The sequence below is a fragment of the Bacillus sp. CHD6a genome (assembly GCF_001293645.1).
GTDB lineage: Bacteria > Bacillota > Bacilli > Bacillales > Bacillaceae_I > Sutcliffiella_A.
Map to the genome: position 1 here is coordinate 93,172 of NZ_LBMD01000008.1, position 15,632 is coordinate 108,803.

The 15,632-nt window shown below is 41.2% G+C and carries 13 protein-coding genes; 2 read left to right on the forward strand and 11 right to left on the reverse strand.

The features are described from left to right. Nucleotides 1-3 precede the first annotated feature (3 nt). The 7 genes from AAV98_RS08625 to AAV98_RS08655 form a co-directional block, all read right to left on the reverse strand. Complete coding sequence (locus AAV98_RS08625; protein WP_060665150.1) at nucleotides 4-2,202, reverse strand: RelA/SpoT family protein; 2,199 nt, start codon at nucleotides 2,200-2,202, stop codon at nucleotides 4-6. A gap of 379 nt (nucleotides 2,203-2,581) precedes the next feature. Continuing rightward, nucleotides 2,582-3,094 carry an adenine phosphoribosyltransferase gene (locus AAV98_RS08630; RefSeq protein WP_060665151.1) on the reverse strand — a complete coding sequence of 171 codons (513 nt, stop codon included), beginning with the start codon at nucleotides 3,092-3,094 and terminating at the stop codon, nucleotides 2,582-2,584. A gap of 14 nt (nucleotides 3,095-3,108) precedes the next feature. Continuing rightward, nucleotides 3,109-5,454 (reverse strand): single-stranded-DNA-specific exonuclease RecJ, encoded by a 2,346-nt coding sequence (gene recJ / locus AAV98_RS08635; RefSeq protein ID WP_060665152.1) that lies wholly within the window; start codon nucleotides 5,452-5,454, stop codon nucleotides 3,109-3,111. A gap of 522 nt (nucleotides 5,455-5,976) precedes the next feature. Beyond that, nucleotides 5,977-6,297: a LapA family protein gene (locus tag AAV98_RS08640; RefSeq protein WP_060665153.1), complete on the reverse strand. Its 321-nt coding sequence runs from the start codon at nucleotides 6,295-6,297 to the stop codon at nucleotides 5,977-5,979. Between the two features lie 21 nt (nucleotides 6,298-6,318). After that, nucleotides 6,319-7,209: a cation diffusion facilitator family transporter gene (locus tag AAV98_RS08645; protein ID WP_060665154.1), complete on the reverse strand. Its 891-nt coding sequence runs from the start codon at nucleotides 7,207-7,209 to the stop codon at nucleotides 6,319-6,321. Between the two features lie 118 nt (nucleotides 7,210-7,327). Next, nucleotides 7,328-9,577: a protein translocase subunit SecDF gene (secDF, locus tag AAV98_RS08650; RefSeq protein ID WP_060665155.1), complete on the reverse strand. Its 2,250-nt coding sequence runs from the start codon at nucleotides 9,575-9,577 to the stop codon at nucleotides 7,328-7,330. 177 nt (nucleotides 9,578-9,754) lie between these two features. Next, the gene (locus AAV98_RS08655) at nucleotides 9,755-10,036 is read right to left on the reverse strand and encodes a post-transcriptional regulator (protein ID WP_060665156.1); all 282 of its coding nucleotides are present in this window, start codon (nucleotides 10,034-10,036) and stop codon (nucleotides 9,755-9,757) included. A 167-nt stretch (nucleotides 10,037-10,203) separates the two neighbouring features. On the opposite strand from AAV98_RS08655, the gene spoVB reads away from it, so the two are divergent. Beyond that, a complete protein-coding gene (spoVB, locus tag AAV98_RS08660; RefSeq protein ID WP_060665157.1) occupies nucleotides 10,204-11,760 on the forward strand; it encodes a stage V sporulation protein B in 1,557 nt (518 codons plus the stop codon). A 52-nt stretch (nucleotides 11,761-11,812) separates the two neighbouring features. On the opposite strand, the gene AAV98_RS08665 is transcribed toward spoVB, so the two are convergent. Beyond that, complete coding sequence (locus AAV98_RS08665) at nucleotides 11,813-12,475, reverse strand: DUF421 domain-containing protein (protein ID WP_060665158.1); 663 nt, start codon at nucleotides 12,473-12,475, stop codon at nucleotides 11,813-11,815. A 132-nt stretch (nucleotides 12,476-12,607) separates the two neighbouring features. Here AAV98_RS08665 and AAV98_RS08670 point away from each other — a divergent pair, with 132 nt between their 5' ends. After that, nucleotides 12,608-12,997, forward strand: coding sequence for a TIGR04086 family membrane protein (locus AAV98_RS08670; RefSeq protein WP_060665159.1), 390 nt, complete (start codon nucleotides 12,608-12,610; stop codon nucleotides 12,995-12,997). A 564-nt stretch (nucleotides 12,998-13,561) separates the two neighbouring features. Here the strand turns inward: AAV98_RS08670 and yajC are convergent. The 3 genes from yajC to AAV98_RS08685 all read right to left on the reverse strand — a co-directional run bounded on the left by yajC (nucleotide 13,562) and on the right by AAV98_RS08685 (nucleotide 15,631). After that, the gene (gene yajC / locus AAV98_RS08675) at nucleotides 13,562-13,825 is read right to left on the reverse strand and encodes a preprotein translocase subunit YajC (RefSeq protein ID WP_010195975.1); all 264 of its coding nucleotides are present in this window, start codon (nucleotides 13,823-13,825) and stop codon (nucleotides 13,562-13,564) included. Nucleotides 13,826-13,869: 44 nt separating this feature from the next. Beyond that, nucleotides 13,870-15,009, reverse strand: coding sequence for a tRNA guanosine(34) transglycosylase Tgt (tgt, locus tag AAV98_RS08680; protein WP_047969770.1), 1,140 nt, complete (start codon nucleotides 15,007-15,009; stop codon nucleotides 13,870-13,872). 94 nt (nucleotides 15,010-15,103) lie between these two features. Further along, on the reverse strand, nucleotides 15,104-15,631 hold the full coding sequence (locus AAV98_RS08685; protein WP_060665160.1) for a GNAT family N-acetyltransferase: 528 nt from the start codon (nucleotides 15,629-15,631) through the stop codon (nucleotides 15,104-15,106). Between the last annotated feature and the right edge of the window lies 1 nt (nucleotide 15,632).

The window sequence follows — 15,632 nt, forward strand, 5'->3', positions numbered from 1 at the left end:
AACTTACTGCATTATTCTTCGAACAGCATAAATATCGGAAATCTGTTTGATCCGCTCCACGACTTTATGCAAGTGGTTAATATTATGAATCGCAATAGCCATATGGATGGTTGCCATTTTATTACGATCAGAACGGCCGGAAACTGCCGTAATATCGGTCTTCGTTTCGTTAACCGCCTGCAACACTTCATTTAACAACCCTCTGCGATCGTAACCTGTTATTTCAATTTCTACATTATACTCGCGGTTGTCTTTTACATCGCTTTCCCAGTCGACATCAATAAGTCGATCGTTCGTACCTTCCGCTTCAACGTTCGCACAATCTGCACGGTGAACAGACACACCACGTCCTCTAGTGATAAAACCTACGATATCGTCTCCAGGGACAGGATTACAACATTTAGAAAGGCGCACCAGTAAGCTGTCAATCCCTTGTACGACAACACCGGCGTCTTTGCGCTTTTTGACTGGAGCAGTTTTCTTTTTCTCGGCATTTTCTGTGATATCTGTAATTTGTTGTTCTTTATCACGCTGACGACGTTGTTTTTCAGACAGACGGTTTGCTACTTGAAGTGCAGTGATTCCGTTATAGCCGACTGCGGCAAACATATCATCTGCTGTCATAAAGTTAAACTTTTCTGAAACGCGGGTAATGTTTTCAGTGTTCAGAATTTCTTTTAAGTCAAAATCCATTGCCTTGATTTCTTTTTCAACAAGGTCACGGCCTTTTTCCACATTTTCTTCACGACGTTGCTTTTTGAAGAATTGACGGATTCTGTTTTTCGCCTGGGATGTTTGAGCAAGCTTCAGCCAGTCCTGACTTGGTCCATAGGAATGTTTGGACGTCAGGATCTCAATGATGTCACCAGTTTTCAACTTATAATCCAATGTAACCATTTTCCCGTTCACTTTAGCACCGATTGTCTTGTTCCCAATTTCCGAGTGAATACGGTAAGAGAAATCTATCGGCACAGATCCGCTAGGAAGTTCAATAACATCTCCTTTTGGCGTGAAAACGAACACCATATCAGAAAATAAATCAATTTTTAAGGACTCCATGAATTCTTCTGCATTCGTGGCATCATTTTGCCACTCGAGGATTTCGCGGAACCATGTTAATTTTTCCTCAAATGATGCACGGTCGTCTGCTTCTTTGTCCTCTTTATACGCCCAGTGCGCGGCAATCCCGTATTCTGCAATCTGGTGCATGTCACTCGTGCGGATTTGCACTTCTAATGGATCTCCCTTGGGACCAATGACGGTGGTATGCAAGGATTGATACATGTTCGGTTTTGGCATGGCAATATAGTCTTTAAAGCGTCCAGGCATCGGTTTCCAGCATGTGTGAATTATTCCAAGGACCGCATAACAGTCCTTAATGCTGTTCACAATGATTCGCACAGCTAATAAATCGTAAATCTCGCTAAACTGCTTGTTTTGTTTAGCCATTTTACGATAGATGCTATAAATATGCTTTGGACGGCCAGAAAGCTCAGCAGTGATTTCTACTTCTTCGAGACGTTCGTTTACTTCATCCATCACTTCTGAAATATACTGCTCACGCTCTGCACGCTTGCGTTTCATCAGGTTCACGATGCGATAGTATTGTTGTGGGTTCAAATAACGCAATGCGGTATCCTCAAGTTCCCACTTAATCTTACTGATCCCCAAGCGGTGGGCAAGCGGCGCAAAAATTTCAAGGGTTTCGTTTGAGATCCGTCGTTGCTTTTCTTGCGGAAGGTGCTTTAATGTCCTCATATTATGAAGACGGTCTGCAAGCTTAATCAAAATAACGCGGATATCTTGAGCCATCGCTACAAACATTTTCCGATGATTTTCGGCTTGTTGCTCTTCTTGAGACTTGTACTTAATTTTCCCAAGCTTTGTCACACCGTCCACTAGCATTGCAACTTCCGCATTAAAGGCTTCCTTGATCTCCTCCAAGGAGACAGATGTATCTTCCACAACATCATGAAGAAACCCAGCCGCAATGGTTGATGGATCTAGATCAAGGTCTACAAGGATTCCTGCGACCTGTATAGGATGTATAATATAAGGCTCACCGGATTTTCGATACTGTTCTGCATGAGCGTTTTTCGCAAACTCATACGCTCTCTCTAAAAAGGCAATATCGTCACCCTTTAGATAGCGTCTTGCATTATCTATCACCTGGTCTGCAGTTAATACTTGCTCATTTGCCATATTTCTACTCACCTTTTTGACTTCTTTTTTTATTTTTACCAAATAAATCCTATTTAAAAGCGCAAGCGCCTACTGTAATCATCTTAATTTTTCTTACCATTATGGACAGATTTCTTTCATTCTTTACTTGAATAGAACAAAAAAGTATATTGTTTTTATTATCGTGAAATTTTATGTAGATGTAAAGAGATTATGAGGGAAAAATAAAGATTTGTCGACAGATTTTTCAGGAATTGGTGTAAAAAATATACTTTTCTAATAAAAGCAGTCTATTTTCCTATCTTTTCATATTATTAATGAAAGCAGAAAATAGTACTAGGCCGTTATCACCATATATAAAAAAACTAGAGCAATGATTGCCCTAGTCATTTAATAAAGATTAGTATTTCATTAATGTAAGAATATCAAATCCGTCTAGTTTGTCGCGTCCATCTAAGTAAGACAGCTCGATAAGGAAAGCAATACCTGCAACTACTCCGCCTAGCTCTTCCACAAGCTTAATCGTTGCTTCAATTGTACCACCTGTTGCCAGCAAGTCGTCTGTAATCAATACGCGTTGACCCGGCTTGATTGCATCTTTATGGATAGTCAGTACATCTTTGCCGTACTCTAAACCGTATTCTACACGTGCTACTTCACGAGGAAGTTTCCCTTCTTTACGAACCGGCGCAAAGCCTACTCCTAGAGAATATGCTACCGGACAACCAATGATAAATCCACGTGCTTCCGGTCCAACAATTAAATCTACTTCTTTATCACGAGCATATTCAACGATTTGGTCTGTTGCATAACGGTATGCATCACCATTGTCCATTAACGTTGTAATATCCTTGAACTGTATACCAGGTTTTGGCCAATCAGGAACGATTGTTACGAATTTCTTTAAATCCATCTTCTATTTTCCTCCTATGAATGAACAGTGCATTGCTTGGTTAGATGCTGATCAAACCACGCTTTCAATTGTTTATATGATGAGTATAAAAACAAGTTTTCAAGCATCACTTGCTGTTGCTTTTTACGATAAGTTGGAGACTCTTCAAAGTCCCTTTTTTTCGCTGCATGGTTTAAAGCGATAAAACCCTTGTCTATTGTAACAAATTCTAAGTCAAAAAACACCTGTGATATAAAATCCACTGTTTCTTTTGACCAGCCGCGGTGCTTGGCTATATCTTCAGCATGTTTCCTCAAGTCAAAAGATCCTTTTTTTGCTAGTAATGCGTAGAACCATTTAAAGTGTTCTCTTGTCGGAATGGTAGAGAAGAAATGATTCTCCTTTTGATAGAAGGAGGCATAGATGCGTTCAGGTGTACTTTTGTGTAATAAATGGGACAGGTGCGTTTCTTCCGATGGGATATCCAAAATGACAACGTACTTTTCAGTCAAATCTACATTAGTATCCTCTGTAACCATGCTTGCATATGGACGTAATTCCGAGTGCAGATTTATTTCTTCCAAAGTATTTTCATTAAAATATAGGATGTGGAGTTTCGTTTTATCTATTCCATTTAAGGTTTGATTTAACTGTTTAATGGAACGGATATCGAAAAGCTGCCAATCTGTCACTCTTATATCTTTCAGGAAAAGTTGAGGCTTGCGGAAATTGTTCCACTCATTGATAGAGAGTTCTCCTAATACGTCAAGGGATGCTCCAGGGGAAACGTGATGATAGGTTTCTCCAAAGCCAAAGCCAACGCAATCCAGGGAACTTCCTTCCTGTTCAATGACCAGTTTGAGATGGTTGCTCTTGTTTCCAATCTGGCGAATCTGCTGAGGCAAGACACCTTTAACAAGCACTTTCGGTTTCGGATTGGCCACCCCGAATGGAGAAAGCATTTCCAACTGCTCGATTGTCCCCAGTGTAACCTCTTCCACCTTGCACTCAATATCCACCTCTGTAATGGGAGTGAAATCTTCCTTTGTCAGGATCTCTAACGCCTTTTGATTCATTTTTTGTCTGAGTTCTGCTACATCTTCTATTTTTAACGTCATGCCCGCCGCCATTGGATGACCACCAAAATGAGGCAAAATATCCCGGCATTCCGAAAGATTCTCAAAGAGATCAAAGCCAGCAATGGAACGGGCAGATCCTTTTGCCAACCCTTTATCCTCGTCAAGGCTTAATACAATAGTCGGTCTGTAAAAGCGATCTACCAGACGGGATGCGACAATTCCTATTACTCCTGCATTCCAATTGTTCCCCTCGACTATAATAAAACCATTATCTTCAGGCGGGTATTTCTCTTCCACTTGAAGGATCGCTTCTTCGGTTATTTGGGTCACAATTTGCTGTCTCTCTTTGTTATAACTTTCCATTTCGTCTGCAAGCATTTTTGCTTCTTCTGGATCATTTGTCATAAGGAGATGAACCGCCGGGTCAGCATTATCCAGTCTTCCTACCGCATTAATTCGCGGTCCGATAGAGAACCCTACCGTCTCTTCTGTTACCGTATGCAATTCTACTCCGCATTTTTGCAAAAGTGCTTTCAGTCCGACACGTGTGGTCTGTTGCATCTTTTTAATTCCTTTAGAGGCAAGCAATCTGTTCTCCCCTACTAATGGGACCAAGTCTGCAATGGTACCAATAGCAGCCACATCCAGCAGGTGCTCTGGGTTTTTACCCAGGAGTGCATGTGCTACCTTGTAGGCAACCCCTACACCAGCGAGATCATCAAATGGATAAGGGCAGGTTTCTTTTTTAGGATGAATAATGGCAAAAGCATCAGGCAATTGTGGTCCTGGCTCATGGTGATCGGTGATGATTAAATCCAAGTCTAGTTCTTTCGCCACTTTTGCCTCATAGATGGCAGAGATACCTGTGTCGACTGTAATAATCACAGAATACCCATTGTCTTTTGCTTGTTTAAAGGCATTTTCATTTGGTCCGTATCCTTCTGTAAAACGGTTGGGGATATAGAAATCTACCAGCGCCCCGACTTCTTGAAGGGCAGTAACCATAACGGTCGTGCTGCTGACTCCATCTGCATCATAGTCACCAAACACAAGGATTTTCTCTTCTTTTACAATCGCTTGATTTACCCTCTCCACGAGCTTGTCCATATCCTCCATTAAAAAAGGATCATGAAAATCTTGATCATTTGTATATAAAAATTCTTTTGCTGCATCTATTGTGTCAAACCCTCTATTCACCAAAAGGGAAGCAATAAGAGGGGCAATATTTAAAGACTGTGCTAATTGATCAACTTGTTCCATTCTTGATTGATTAATATTCCACCTAGATTTAGAAGCTAACAAACTAATTCCTCCCTTAGCCTTTCTAATTATACAAGAGAGTTGTTGTTGCTTCAATGGGTCTACAAAGGGTATCTGACCCCAAAAAACCAACAACCTATGTAACGTACCACACACACTGCTCGGGTTTGGTACCGCACTGAAGCTCTTAAGTCTATTTTTCAAAGTTATTTTTGATGCCTTTGAGCAAATGTCCGAAGTTTTCGGAAAGTTGACCGAAGTTTTCGGAAAGTTGTCTAAAGATTCCGCATAAATGTCCAAAGATTTTAAATTTCAAATGGCCGAACCACTAGCATTCTTGACCGAACCTCCCCATTCAAATGTCCGAAGAATCCCAAAATCTCAGCAATTTTTGACCGAACAAAGAACATAATTGTCCGAACCATTTTTCCACAACAAAAAAAGATGTATTTTTTTTAAAAAAAACACACCTTTTTTGCACCCCAGAGGTACCTGACCCCAATAACAAACACTTAAGAATCTTTTCAACCCAATGCTGGGATCTGGTACCGCAAAAACTAAAAACTACCGCGACCTGCGTCTCTCCCCAACTGTCTCCACCTTATTTTCTTCGTCTGTTACTTGCTTAGAAGATACTTGTTTTTCCACCGATGCCCCGGCATGCTTCTGCTGCATCCTTCTTTTTACCATAACCACCTGGTAAATCCCGATAGATCCAGCAATTACAATTCCCATTAAAGTTGAGAACAATATAACTAACACAAGCGGCCATTCTGCTGTCCCGAATAAATAGTTCACTTCAACTGGTGCAACATTTAAAACTGCAAAAATAGCAACAACGATAGTGAAAAGTACTCCTGCTAATAGGTACCATTGCGACTTCATCTTAATCTCCCCCTATAGGTCTTATTCAGAGTATGGATTGATATGCACAAACACATCCTGAACTTCTTTATTTTCAATAAGTTTTTCCTTCACGTTTTTACCTATTTTATGACCATCTTCCACGGTAATGTATGGGTCCACGGAAATTTTTAAATCAATAATGACATAGTGGCCATGTTCCCTTGCATGCAGACTGTCAATTTTCAAAACACCTGGTACAGTTAAGACAACATCTCTAAACTCTTCTGTGTCTTCCTCATGCATCACATGGTCCATTGTATTATGTATAGACTCAGACCCAAGCTGCCAAGAAATCCTGATAATCATGAGAGCTACCACAATTCCTGCTACAGGATCGAGATATACTAGCCAATCAACTCCGATGTAACCGCCTAATACTGCTCCACCAATTCCTACTAACGCTGCGATAGAGGAAAAGACATCTGATCGATGTTCATATGCATTGACAATAATGGCATCGCTTTTTATTCTTTTTCCCAAATTATACTTATATCGAAACATTATTTCTTTTACGATGATGGAAAAGACAACTACGTAAATGGCTAGAGCTTTTGGTGCCTTAATCGGTTCAAAGAATGCTTGAAAAGATGATTTACCAATTTCAAACCCGACAATCAATAAAAGGACCGCCACAATTATTGCAGCAATATTTTCTGCTTTCCCATGACCATATGGATGATCTTCATCAGGGGGCTGCTTTGCCGCCCTCAAACCTATGTATACAGCCAAAGACCCTGCAACATCAGATGCAGAGTGAACAGCGTCTGCAACGAGCGCCCGACTGTTAGCGACAATTCCAGCCCAAGCTTTCAATGCAGCTAATACGACGTTTCCGACTACCCCGACCAATGCTGCAAACTCGGCTTTTTTAAACCGCTCATTATGTTCCATAACCTACACCCCTTTGCATTCTCTTCTTCTATTGTACCCGAAATAGAGCATATCCTTCTCAATTAGTTAAGAAATAAAAATGCCACAGCACCGTAAACAGGCACTGTGACAGCAATAATTATACTTCTGGCTCTGGATCTTCTACAGGAGACTTCTTTGGTTTACTGATTTGTTTATATTTCCAGTTCATCCATAGCTGTGCGGCAATAAAAAGGGAAGAATACGTACCAACAATCAACCCTACCAACAGTGCAATAGAGAAATTAGTAATCGATTCACTGCCGAAAATAAGCAAGGCGATGACGGCGATTACTACAGTCCCAACTGTATTTAGGGATCTTACGAAGGTTTGCTGTAAGCTTTTATTCACAATATCTTTTAAATCTTCATATGTCTTAACCCGTTTTTTCTTTTTCAGATTTTCACGGATACGGTCAAACGTAACAATTGTATCATTGATAGAGTAACCAACAATCGTCAACAACGCCGCGATGAAAGTAATATCCACTTCAAGCCTTGTTAAACTGAAGAACGCAACGATAAAGAAGGCGTCATGGAACAATGCAACGATGGCAGCGAGTGCGAACATCCATTCAAAACGGATGGTTACATAGATGATGATTCCTACGGCAGCTATGAGTATAGCAAAGAATGCATTTCTTGCTAGCTCTTGTCCGACAGTAGGAGAGACCGTACTAACACTTGGCTCCGACCCATACTTATTCTGGACATATTCTTTCACTTCCGCTATCTCTGCCTGAGAAAAATCATCCACATATCTTGCAACGGCAATTTCATTATTATTTCCTGCAAGCACCACATCTTTTGGTTTCAAACCGATGGATGACAATTCTTCTGTTATTCCCTCTGCTGTCAGGCTTGTCTCACTTAGTATTTCCACCCTTGTCCCGGCTGCAAAATCAATACCAAGGTTTAAGCGGAAAACGGCAAGAACGATGATTCCTACCACCACTAAAGCACCTGATAGCATAAAGAATTTTTTGCGATGCTTTAAGAAATCCCAGTTTTCAAATCTGTTCGGTGGCTCTGTATTTTCATCTGTCATATTGATATCAAGGATATCCTCTTTTTTCACACCGAATAGATGTGGCTTATTATTCATAAACCTACTGTTCACCCACAGGCCAAGCAAAAGTCTTGATCCGAAAACAGCGGTAATAAAGCTCAACAGGATACTGACAATTAACATGGTAGCAAAGCCTTTAACAGAACTAGTTCCGTAAACAAACATGACTCCAGCTGCGAGAAGCGTAGTCAGGTTTGCATCTAGAATAGTTGAAAACGAGTTTCTGCTTCCTGCTCGGAAAGCTGACATAGCAGATCTCCCAAGCTTTAATTCTTCTTTTATACGTTCATAGGTAATGATATTGGCATCCACCGCCATACCAACCCCAAGGATCAACGCTGCGATACCCGGTAAGGTTAGAACCCCGTTCATCAATTCGAATACAAGGAGAATTAAGAATACATACGTACTCAAAGTTACAACCGCTACCAACCCTGGCAAACGGTAATATACAAGCATGAAAATCAGGATTGCACTAATCCCAATAATCCCTGCTAACACTGTTTTTTGAAGTGCTGTTTCACCAAATTTAGCTCCAACCGACGTGGAATAGATCTCTTCCAGCTCCACAGGTAAAGAACCTGCATTAAGAAGTTCTGCTAACTCCTTAGCAGATTCAATGGTGAAGTTCCCCGTAATTTGTACGTTCGTGTCATTAAATACACGATCTACACCGGCAGCAGAAAGATATTTAGGATCTTCTTTTCCTGCTTCCGCTTCATAGGAGTCCACACCTTCTTCAAAATCCAACCAGATAACCATCAGATTTTGTCCGATTCCCATATCTTTTACCTGACGGGTAACGTCTGCAAATTGTGAAGCAGAACGAAGTGTCAGTGCAACACTAGGAGCATTATTTTGGTCAAATGACTGGCTTGCCCCTCCCTCTGCCAAGGCTGAACCATCCATGAGTAGCTTGTCATTTACATCACGGAAGGTTAACTTTGCTTCGGTGGATAAAAGTTCTCTCGCCTTGGATTGGTCTTCCACTCCGGCAAGCTGGACACGGATACGGTCATCGCCCTCAATTTGGATGTTTGGTTCACTAACACCCAAAACGTTGACCCGTTTATTCAATGCACTGACCGTACTTACTAGTAACTCACGGTCCACTTCACTATTTTCATTGATAGGTTTTACTTTATAAAGGACCTCAAAGCCCCCTTGGAGATCAAGACCAAGTTTAATATCTTTTGTAATTGGGTTCGTAAACACTCCAATAGTACTTCCAATTAAAATAAGAAGTAAAAAGAATGCTACGATCCGTCCTCTTTTGACCATGCGTGAAAAATCCTCCTTCTGCACTTACAATCGATGAAATAACTTCCGTAGTATGGACACTAGGGCTTCATTCAAGTTTCAAGAATAATTATGTAAAATGTTTAATAAAAGCCGTTTGAATGCCATCATGTACCATTATGATTCATCCATTAATGCCTGTCAATTTTTGCTGAAAATTTAATCTTTTTCCGTTGTAAAATAGTTTGGAGCTTTGTACGCTTCAATGGTAATGTAGCTCATGTAGTCGGTGACCGATAAGCTGTACACATCATTGACTAATTCAAACAGTTTTTTGGTTTCGGGGCGCTTCCACTTCTTTTTTGTCAAGCATTCCCACAATTCATTTTCTGAAACGGTGTCATAGCCGAAAAGCTGAAATTCCTCGAGCTTGCTTTGCAGTATTGGCCCGAGATCGTACCGGAAAAGGTCATAAGCATGTTCAGTTGTTTCCTTTTTCATTGTTCATTGAACCCCCATTCCATTCACTCTTTCATTGTAATGCTTATTTCTAAAAACCTTCTTGTGTTCTCATTATCATCTTGATAATACTTGTCATGCTTGGCCTACTCTTGTGCATATAGATAATTGTATATGATAAGTCTGTAATTGAGAAGGCAGGGAATGGGATGACAAAGCAAACATTTTTAAGAGGGACCTTGATTTTAATAATTGCCGGATTGATCACAAGGGTTTTAGGTTTTGTCAACCGGATCGTGGTAGCAAGGTTTATCGGAGAAGAAGGCGTAGGACTGTATATGATGGCGGTTCCTACACTTGTACTTACCATAACCATTACCCAACTTGGCTTGCCTGTTGCCATTTCTAAATTGGTCGCAGAGGCCGAGGCCCAAGGGAATCACCGGAAAATTAAAAAGATTCTAGTCGTATCCCTTGCCACGACAGGAGCGCTCAGCATTGTGTTCACTCCCGCCATGATTCTCCTCGCTCCTTACTTATCCAATCATTTATTTACAGACCCAAGAACCTATTATCCATTGATGGCTATCGCACCAGTTGTTCCGATTATTGCCATCTCATCTGTTCTTCGGGGCTATTTCCAGGGTAGGCAGAATATGAAACCGTCCGCCATTTCACAAGTCATTGAACAGGTGGTGCGGATTTCATTAGTTGCCGCTTGTACAAAAGCATTACTTCCATACGGGATTGAATATGCAGCAGCTGGAGCCATGCTTTCCGCAGTTGTAGGGGAACTGATGTCCTTGCTTTATATGCTTTTTGTTTTCAAAAATAAAAAGTCCTTCCGTTTGCGTCGAAAGTTTTTTAACTATGTTGGTGAAGGAAAAGAAACATTCCGTGATTTAATGCGTATAGCCCTGCCTACTACAGGAAGCCGAATGATTGGATCTGTTGCTTGGTTTTTTGAACCAATAGTCGTTGCACAAAGCTTGGCTATTGCCGGTGTGGCTACATCTATGGCTACCAAACAGTACGGGGAACTAGTCGGATTTGCCCTTCCGTTGATGATGTTACCGTCCTTTATTACTTATTCCTTATCCACGGCGCTCGTTCCTGCCATTAGTGAAGCCGCAGCTAAAAAAAACAGCATCCTAATTGAGCATCGTCTGCAACAAGCATTGAGGCTTTCCTTTGTAACAGGTGGACTAGCAGTGGTCCTTCTCTTCGTTTATGCAGAGCCTATCATGTTATTGATGTATGGCAGCAGCAAAGCCGCTATTTATATAAAAGTGATGGCCCCATTCTTTTTATTCTACTATTTCCAAGGACCTCTGCAGGCGACATTACAGGCATTAGATCTCGCAAAAGCAGCCATGATCAACAGTTTCATTGGTGCCGCGGTGAAAACAGCTGTTATCTTTGTTTTGGCCAGTAAGCCTGTTTTTGGGATAATGGGAGCGGCACTTGGAATTGTTATTGGAATGATGCTTGTCACCTTATTGCATATGGCAACCATCATGAAGGCTCTTAACTACTCCCTTTATATCCGTGATTATGTAAAAAGCTTCATTACCATGGGAATATGCGTAATCGCAGGATTGTGGATGGTCGACCATTTCATGCTTGGCCTTGGCGTGGGACAACGGAGTGGTTTGATGATACTACTGACATGTCTTTTGTATTTGGTTCTTTTATTGGCTTTTGGATTAGTAAAAAGAGAAGAACTTGCAAGGCTGCCATTGTTAAAAAAGTGGCTGGCGAGGTAACCGGTATACGACTTGGGGGTGTCTGGATCTTATTTCTGGACACCCCCATTGCTTATTCATCAATCAAATCAATAAAAAACACTCCATTATCATAGCTACAGTAGGAAATTTTTTGAATATCTTTGTATCCAAGCGCTCTGAGTTGTTGTCTAAGCCAAAGATTCGTTTTGCCTATATTTTGTATATGTTCTTCCTGGATGACTCCATCCATAATTAGCGGCAGATTCATGGAGTCTTCTTCTCCTGCCAAGGCCCCCTCTTCCTTCTTTTTTTCAAATACTGATAGTTTCCCCGAATGTTCAAGAATGGCAAACTCAACATCAGCCACGTTTTTCACATTCTTCTCTCTTAGCTGGACCAGGAGGTCATCAAAGTTATATCTTTGTTTCCTCATGGCTTCTTCATCAATCTTGCCGTTATTGATAATGACACTGGGTTTCCCATCAATCAGATCTCGGACTCGTTCGCTTTTCAGCGATACAAAGGCGAGCATAATCTGTATACCCATTAATAAAAACATGGGAAGCAACGAATGGATTAGTGGGTCTTTCGGATTTTCAATTGCCATGACAGCCATTTCCGCAATCATGATAAACACGACCAAGTCCAAGACACTCAATTCTCCTATTTCTCTCTTTCCCATCACACGGAAAATGAAAAGGATAAGGAAATATAGAAAAATGGTTCTTGCAATGATCAATATGTATTCTTCCATCACATCCACTCCCCTTGAAATTAGACAATAGTCTCTTTAGTTTCCACGCAAAAAATATTTATATTCTATAATGACTCTTTGGTGAATATGCTTGTATTACTTAGCATGTACTATGAAAGGGGAAGAGTACGCATGGAATCAAAACGACTTAGTTTAGCTATCATGTATGGCTTGATTACCGTTTTTATGTTGGCAATTGTCATCAGTTTTATATTTTCTTTACTTTTGCGGTTCACCTCGCTTCAAGAAACTAGCGTGGCATGGATCATTTTGACCTTATCATTTATTACACTGTTTATTGGTGGGTTTATTTCCGGAGGGAGAGGAAAAGAAAAAGGATGGCTGCTTGGCGGAGCAACAGGAGGAGCTTACACGCTTGTCATTTTTCTTTTTCAGTATTTAGGGAATGATTCCTTGTTTACCATGCAGCAAATGTTGTTTCATCTTGGGTTTATCGGGATTGCCGCTCTTGGGGGTATTATCGGAGTGAATATCAGCGGTGGATATACATCAAAGGCCTAGCAAGTAAAACCGGGTTAAAACCGCCCGGTCTTTTTTTAGTTGCTTGGTTATTCTCCGCTGTTGATTACTGGAACCAAACGTTAGAAATGTGAGTCCCTCAACGGAGAAGGCTACGGAAAAAGTTTATGACTTCATTTTTTCTTAAACACCGCTGGTGATTTTCTCAAATGGCTTCGCTTTCCTAGGGGCGGTGCTTGAGCCTACTCTCAAACGCTATGGCCACTGAAAAAGACCTTGATTTTTAAATTTTATTAAGCACCGCTGTTGATTTCCGCAAATGGCTTCGCTTTCCTAGGGAAGGTGCTTGAGCCTGCTCGCAACGCTTGAGGGGTCTCAAGCTACCGCTATTTCCCTCAGGAGTCTTCGCCCTTTGCTCCAATCCACTACTAGAAATAGTAAAAAAAACTTTACGTTATCATTTTTTAAATGACCTCCAACGTAGTGAGGAGGCTCACGGACCGCCCTAGGCAATCGAAGCGCCTGGAACGGAAATCAACTGAATTTTTCACTTTCTTATTCTTAAAAAAAGAGCATGAACCCAATCGGGCACATGCTCTTTATTCATTAGTCTTGAACTACATCTCTAACCGCTTGACGGTCGTATGTAAGACGAGATCCGTCACCTGCTTTGATAACAATCTTGTCCTCATCCAATGCATCCACGATACCGTGTAATCCACCGATTGTAACAACTTTGTCCCCTTTTTGCAGGCTAGTCTGCATTTCACGAACTTGCTTTTGACGCTTTTGTTGTGGGCGAATTAACAAGAAGTAAAAAATAGCAAACATTAATACTAAAGGTAAAATAGCACCAGCCATTCCTTCCATGTTGTAACGCCTCCTTTCTCATCAGTCATGTATGGGAAGAGATTTTAGAAGTTCTTAGCATTCGGTTTATTGAATCCATATTTCTCAAAAAACTCTTCTTTGAAGTCCCCCAGACGATCTTCGCGGATCGCTTGTCTGACATTCTCCATTAATTTTACCAGAAAATAAAGGTTATGGTAAGTTGTAAGCCTAATTCCCAAAGTTTCGTCACATTTGATTAGGTGACGGATGTAAGCTCTGGAATAATTTGTGCAAGTGTAGCAATCGCACTCAGGATCAAGTGGTCCAAAGTCACGTGCAAACTTCGCATTTTTTACAACCAATCGGCCTTCACTTGTCATTAATGTCCCATTTCGGGCAATTCTAGTCGGCAATACGCAGTCAAACATATCAATGCCGCGAATCGCTCCATCAATTAGGGAATCAGGAGATCCAACACCCATGAGGTAACGCGGTTTGTCTGTCGGCAACCAAGGGGTCGTAAATTCTAGCGTGCGGTTCATGACATCTTTCGGCTCTCCTACAGATAAGCCCCCAACTGCATATCCAGGGAAGTCCATGGATACGAGGTCTTGTGCACTTAACTTACGCAGATCTTCATATTCCCCACCTTGAACAATACCGAAAAGGCCTTGGTCTTGTGGACGCTGATGTGCTTCTAAGCAGCGTTCCGCCCAGCGAGAAGTACGTTCTACTGATTTTTTCATGTATTCATGTGTGGCAGGATATGGCGGACACTCGTCAAATGCCATCATGATATCTGATCCAAGGTCGTTTTGGATGTGCATCGCTTTTTCCGGTGATAGGAAAAGCTTGTCTCCGTTCATATGGTTGCGGAAGTGTACTCCTTCTTCTTCAATTTTACGCAGGTCGCTCAGACTGAAAACCTGGAAGCCGCCGGAGTCAGTGAGAATCGCGCGATCCCAGTTCATGAATTTATGGAGCCCACCCGCTTCTTTCACAATTTCATTACCTGGACGCAGCCATAGATGATAGGTGTTGCTCAGGATGATTCCGGCACCCATTGCTTTGACGTCTTCTGGAGACATTGTTTTTACTGTCGCAAGGGTTCCTACTGGCATAAACACTGGTGTTTCAAAGCTTCCGTGTGGTGTGTGGACAATACCAAGGCGTGCGCCTGTCTGTTTACATGTTTTGATTAGTTCATATCTGATTGCTGTCATTGTATTCTCCTTAGAATTTCTATATAGCTCATTGTTTTGGTTGTTCGCTTCTCGCGGGCAATATGTAAGCTTTAGATGTCATAGGTTGGTGAAACTAAAGCGTTACTTCCAGTTGCAGATCCCTCGGCTCTCGATTAAAAATAGGCAGATGAATTTCTTGAGCAGGCAAACAGCCCATTTTTTTGTAAAAATGCTGCGTTTCAACTGCAGGATGAGCACCAATATAAAGTTTGTTCGCCCCCATCTCTCTCGCTTTTTCCATTGTTTTTCGGAAAAGCTTTTCTCCTATCTTTTGCCCTCTATAGGCTGCTGAAACATGGATAAACGATAGTTCGAGATAGGTTGATTCCTTCCCAAATTGGTCTGGTTCAATGACAGAAAACCCTAGTAGCTTCCCGTCTTCTTTCACACAGATTACTGCTCCACCTTTTTCGGCTGTTTTTTTGAGATGCGATGTGATGTTCTGTTTCTGTTGCTCGTTCCAATCATCTACAAAAGCATCCTCTTTTTTCAAAAGTTGATTGTTATCCAACACATAAACATCCTTCGTTTGCTGATACCGTTTAAAGCCTGATAGAAAATCTTCTGAAATCTCTTGTGGATCAAGGATAAATATGTTCATT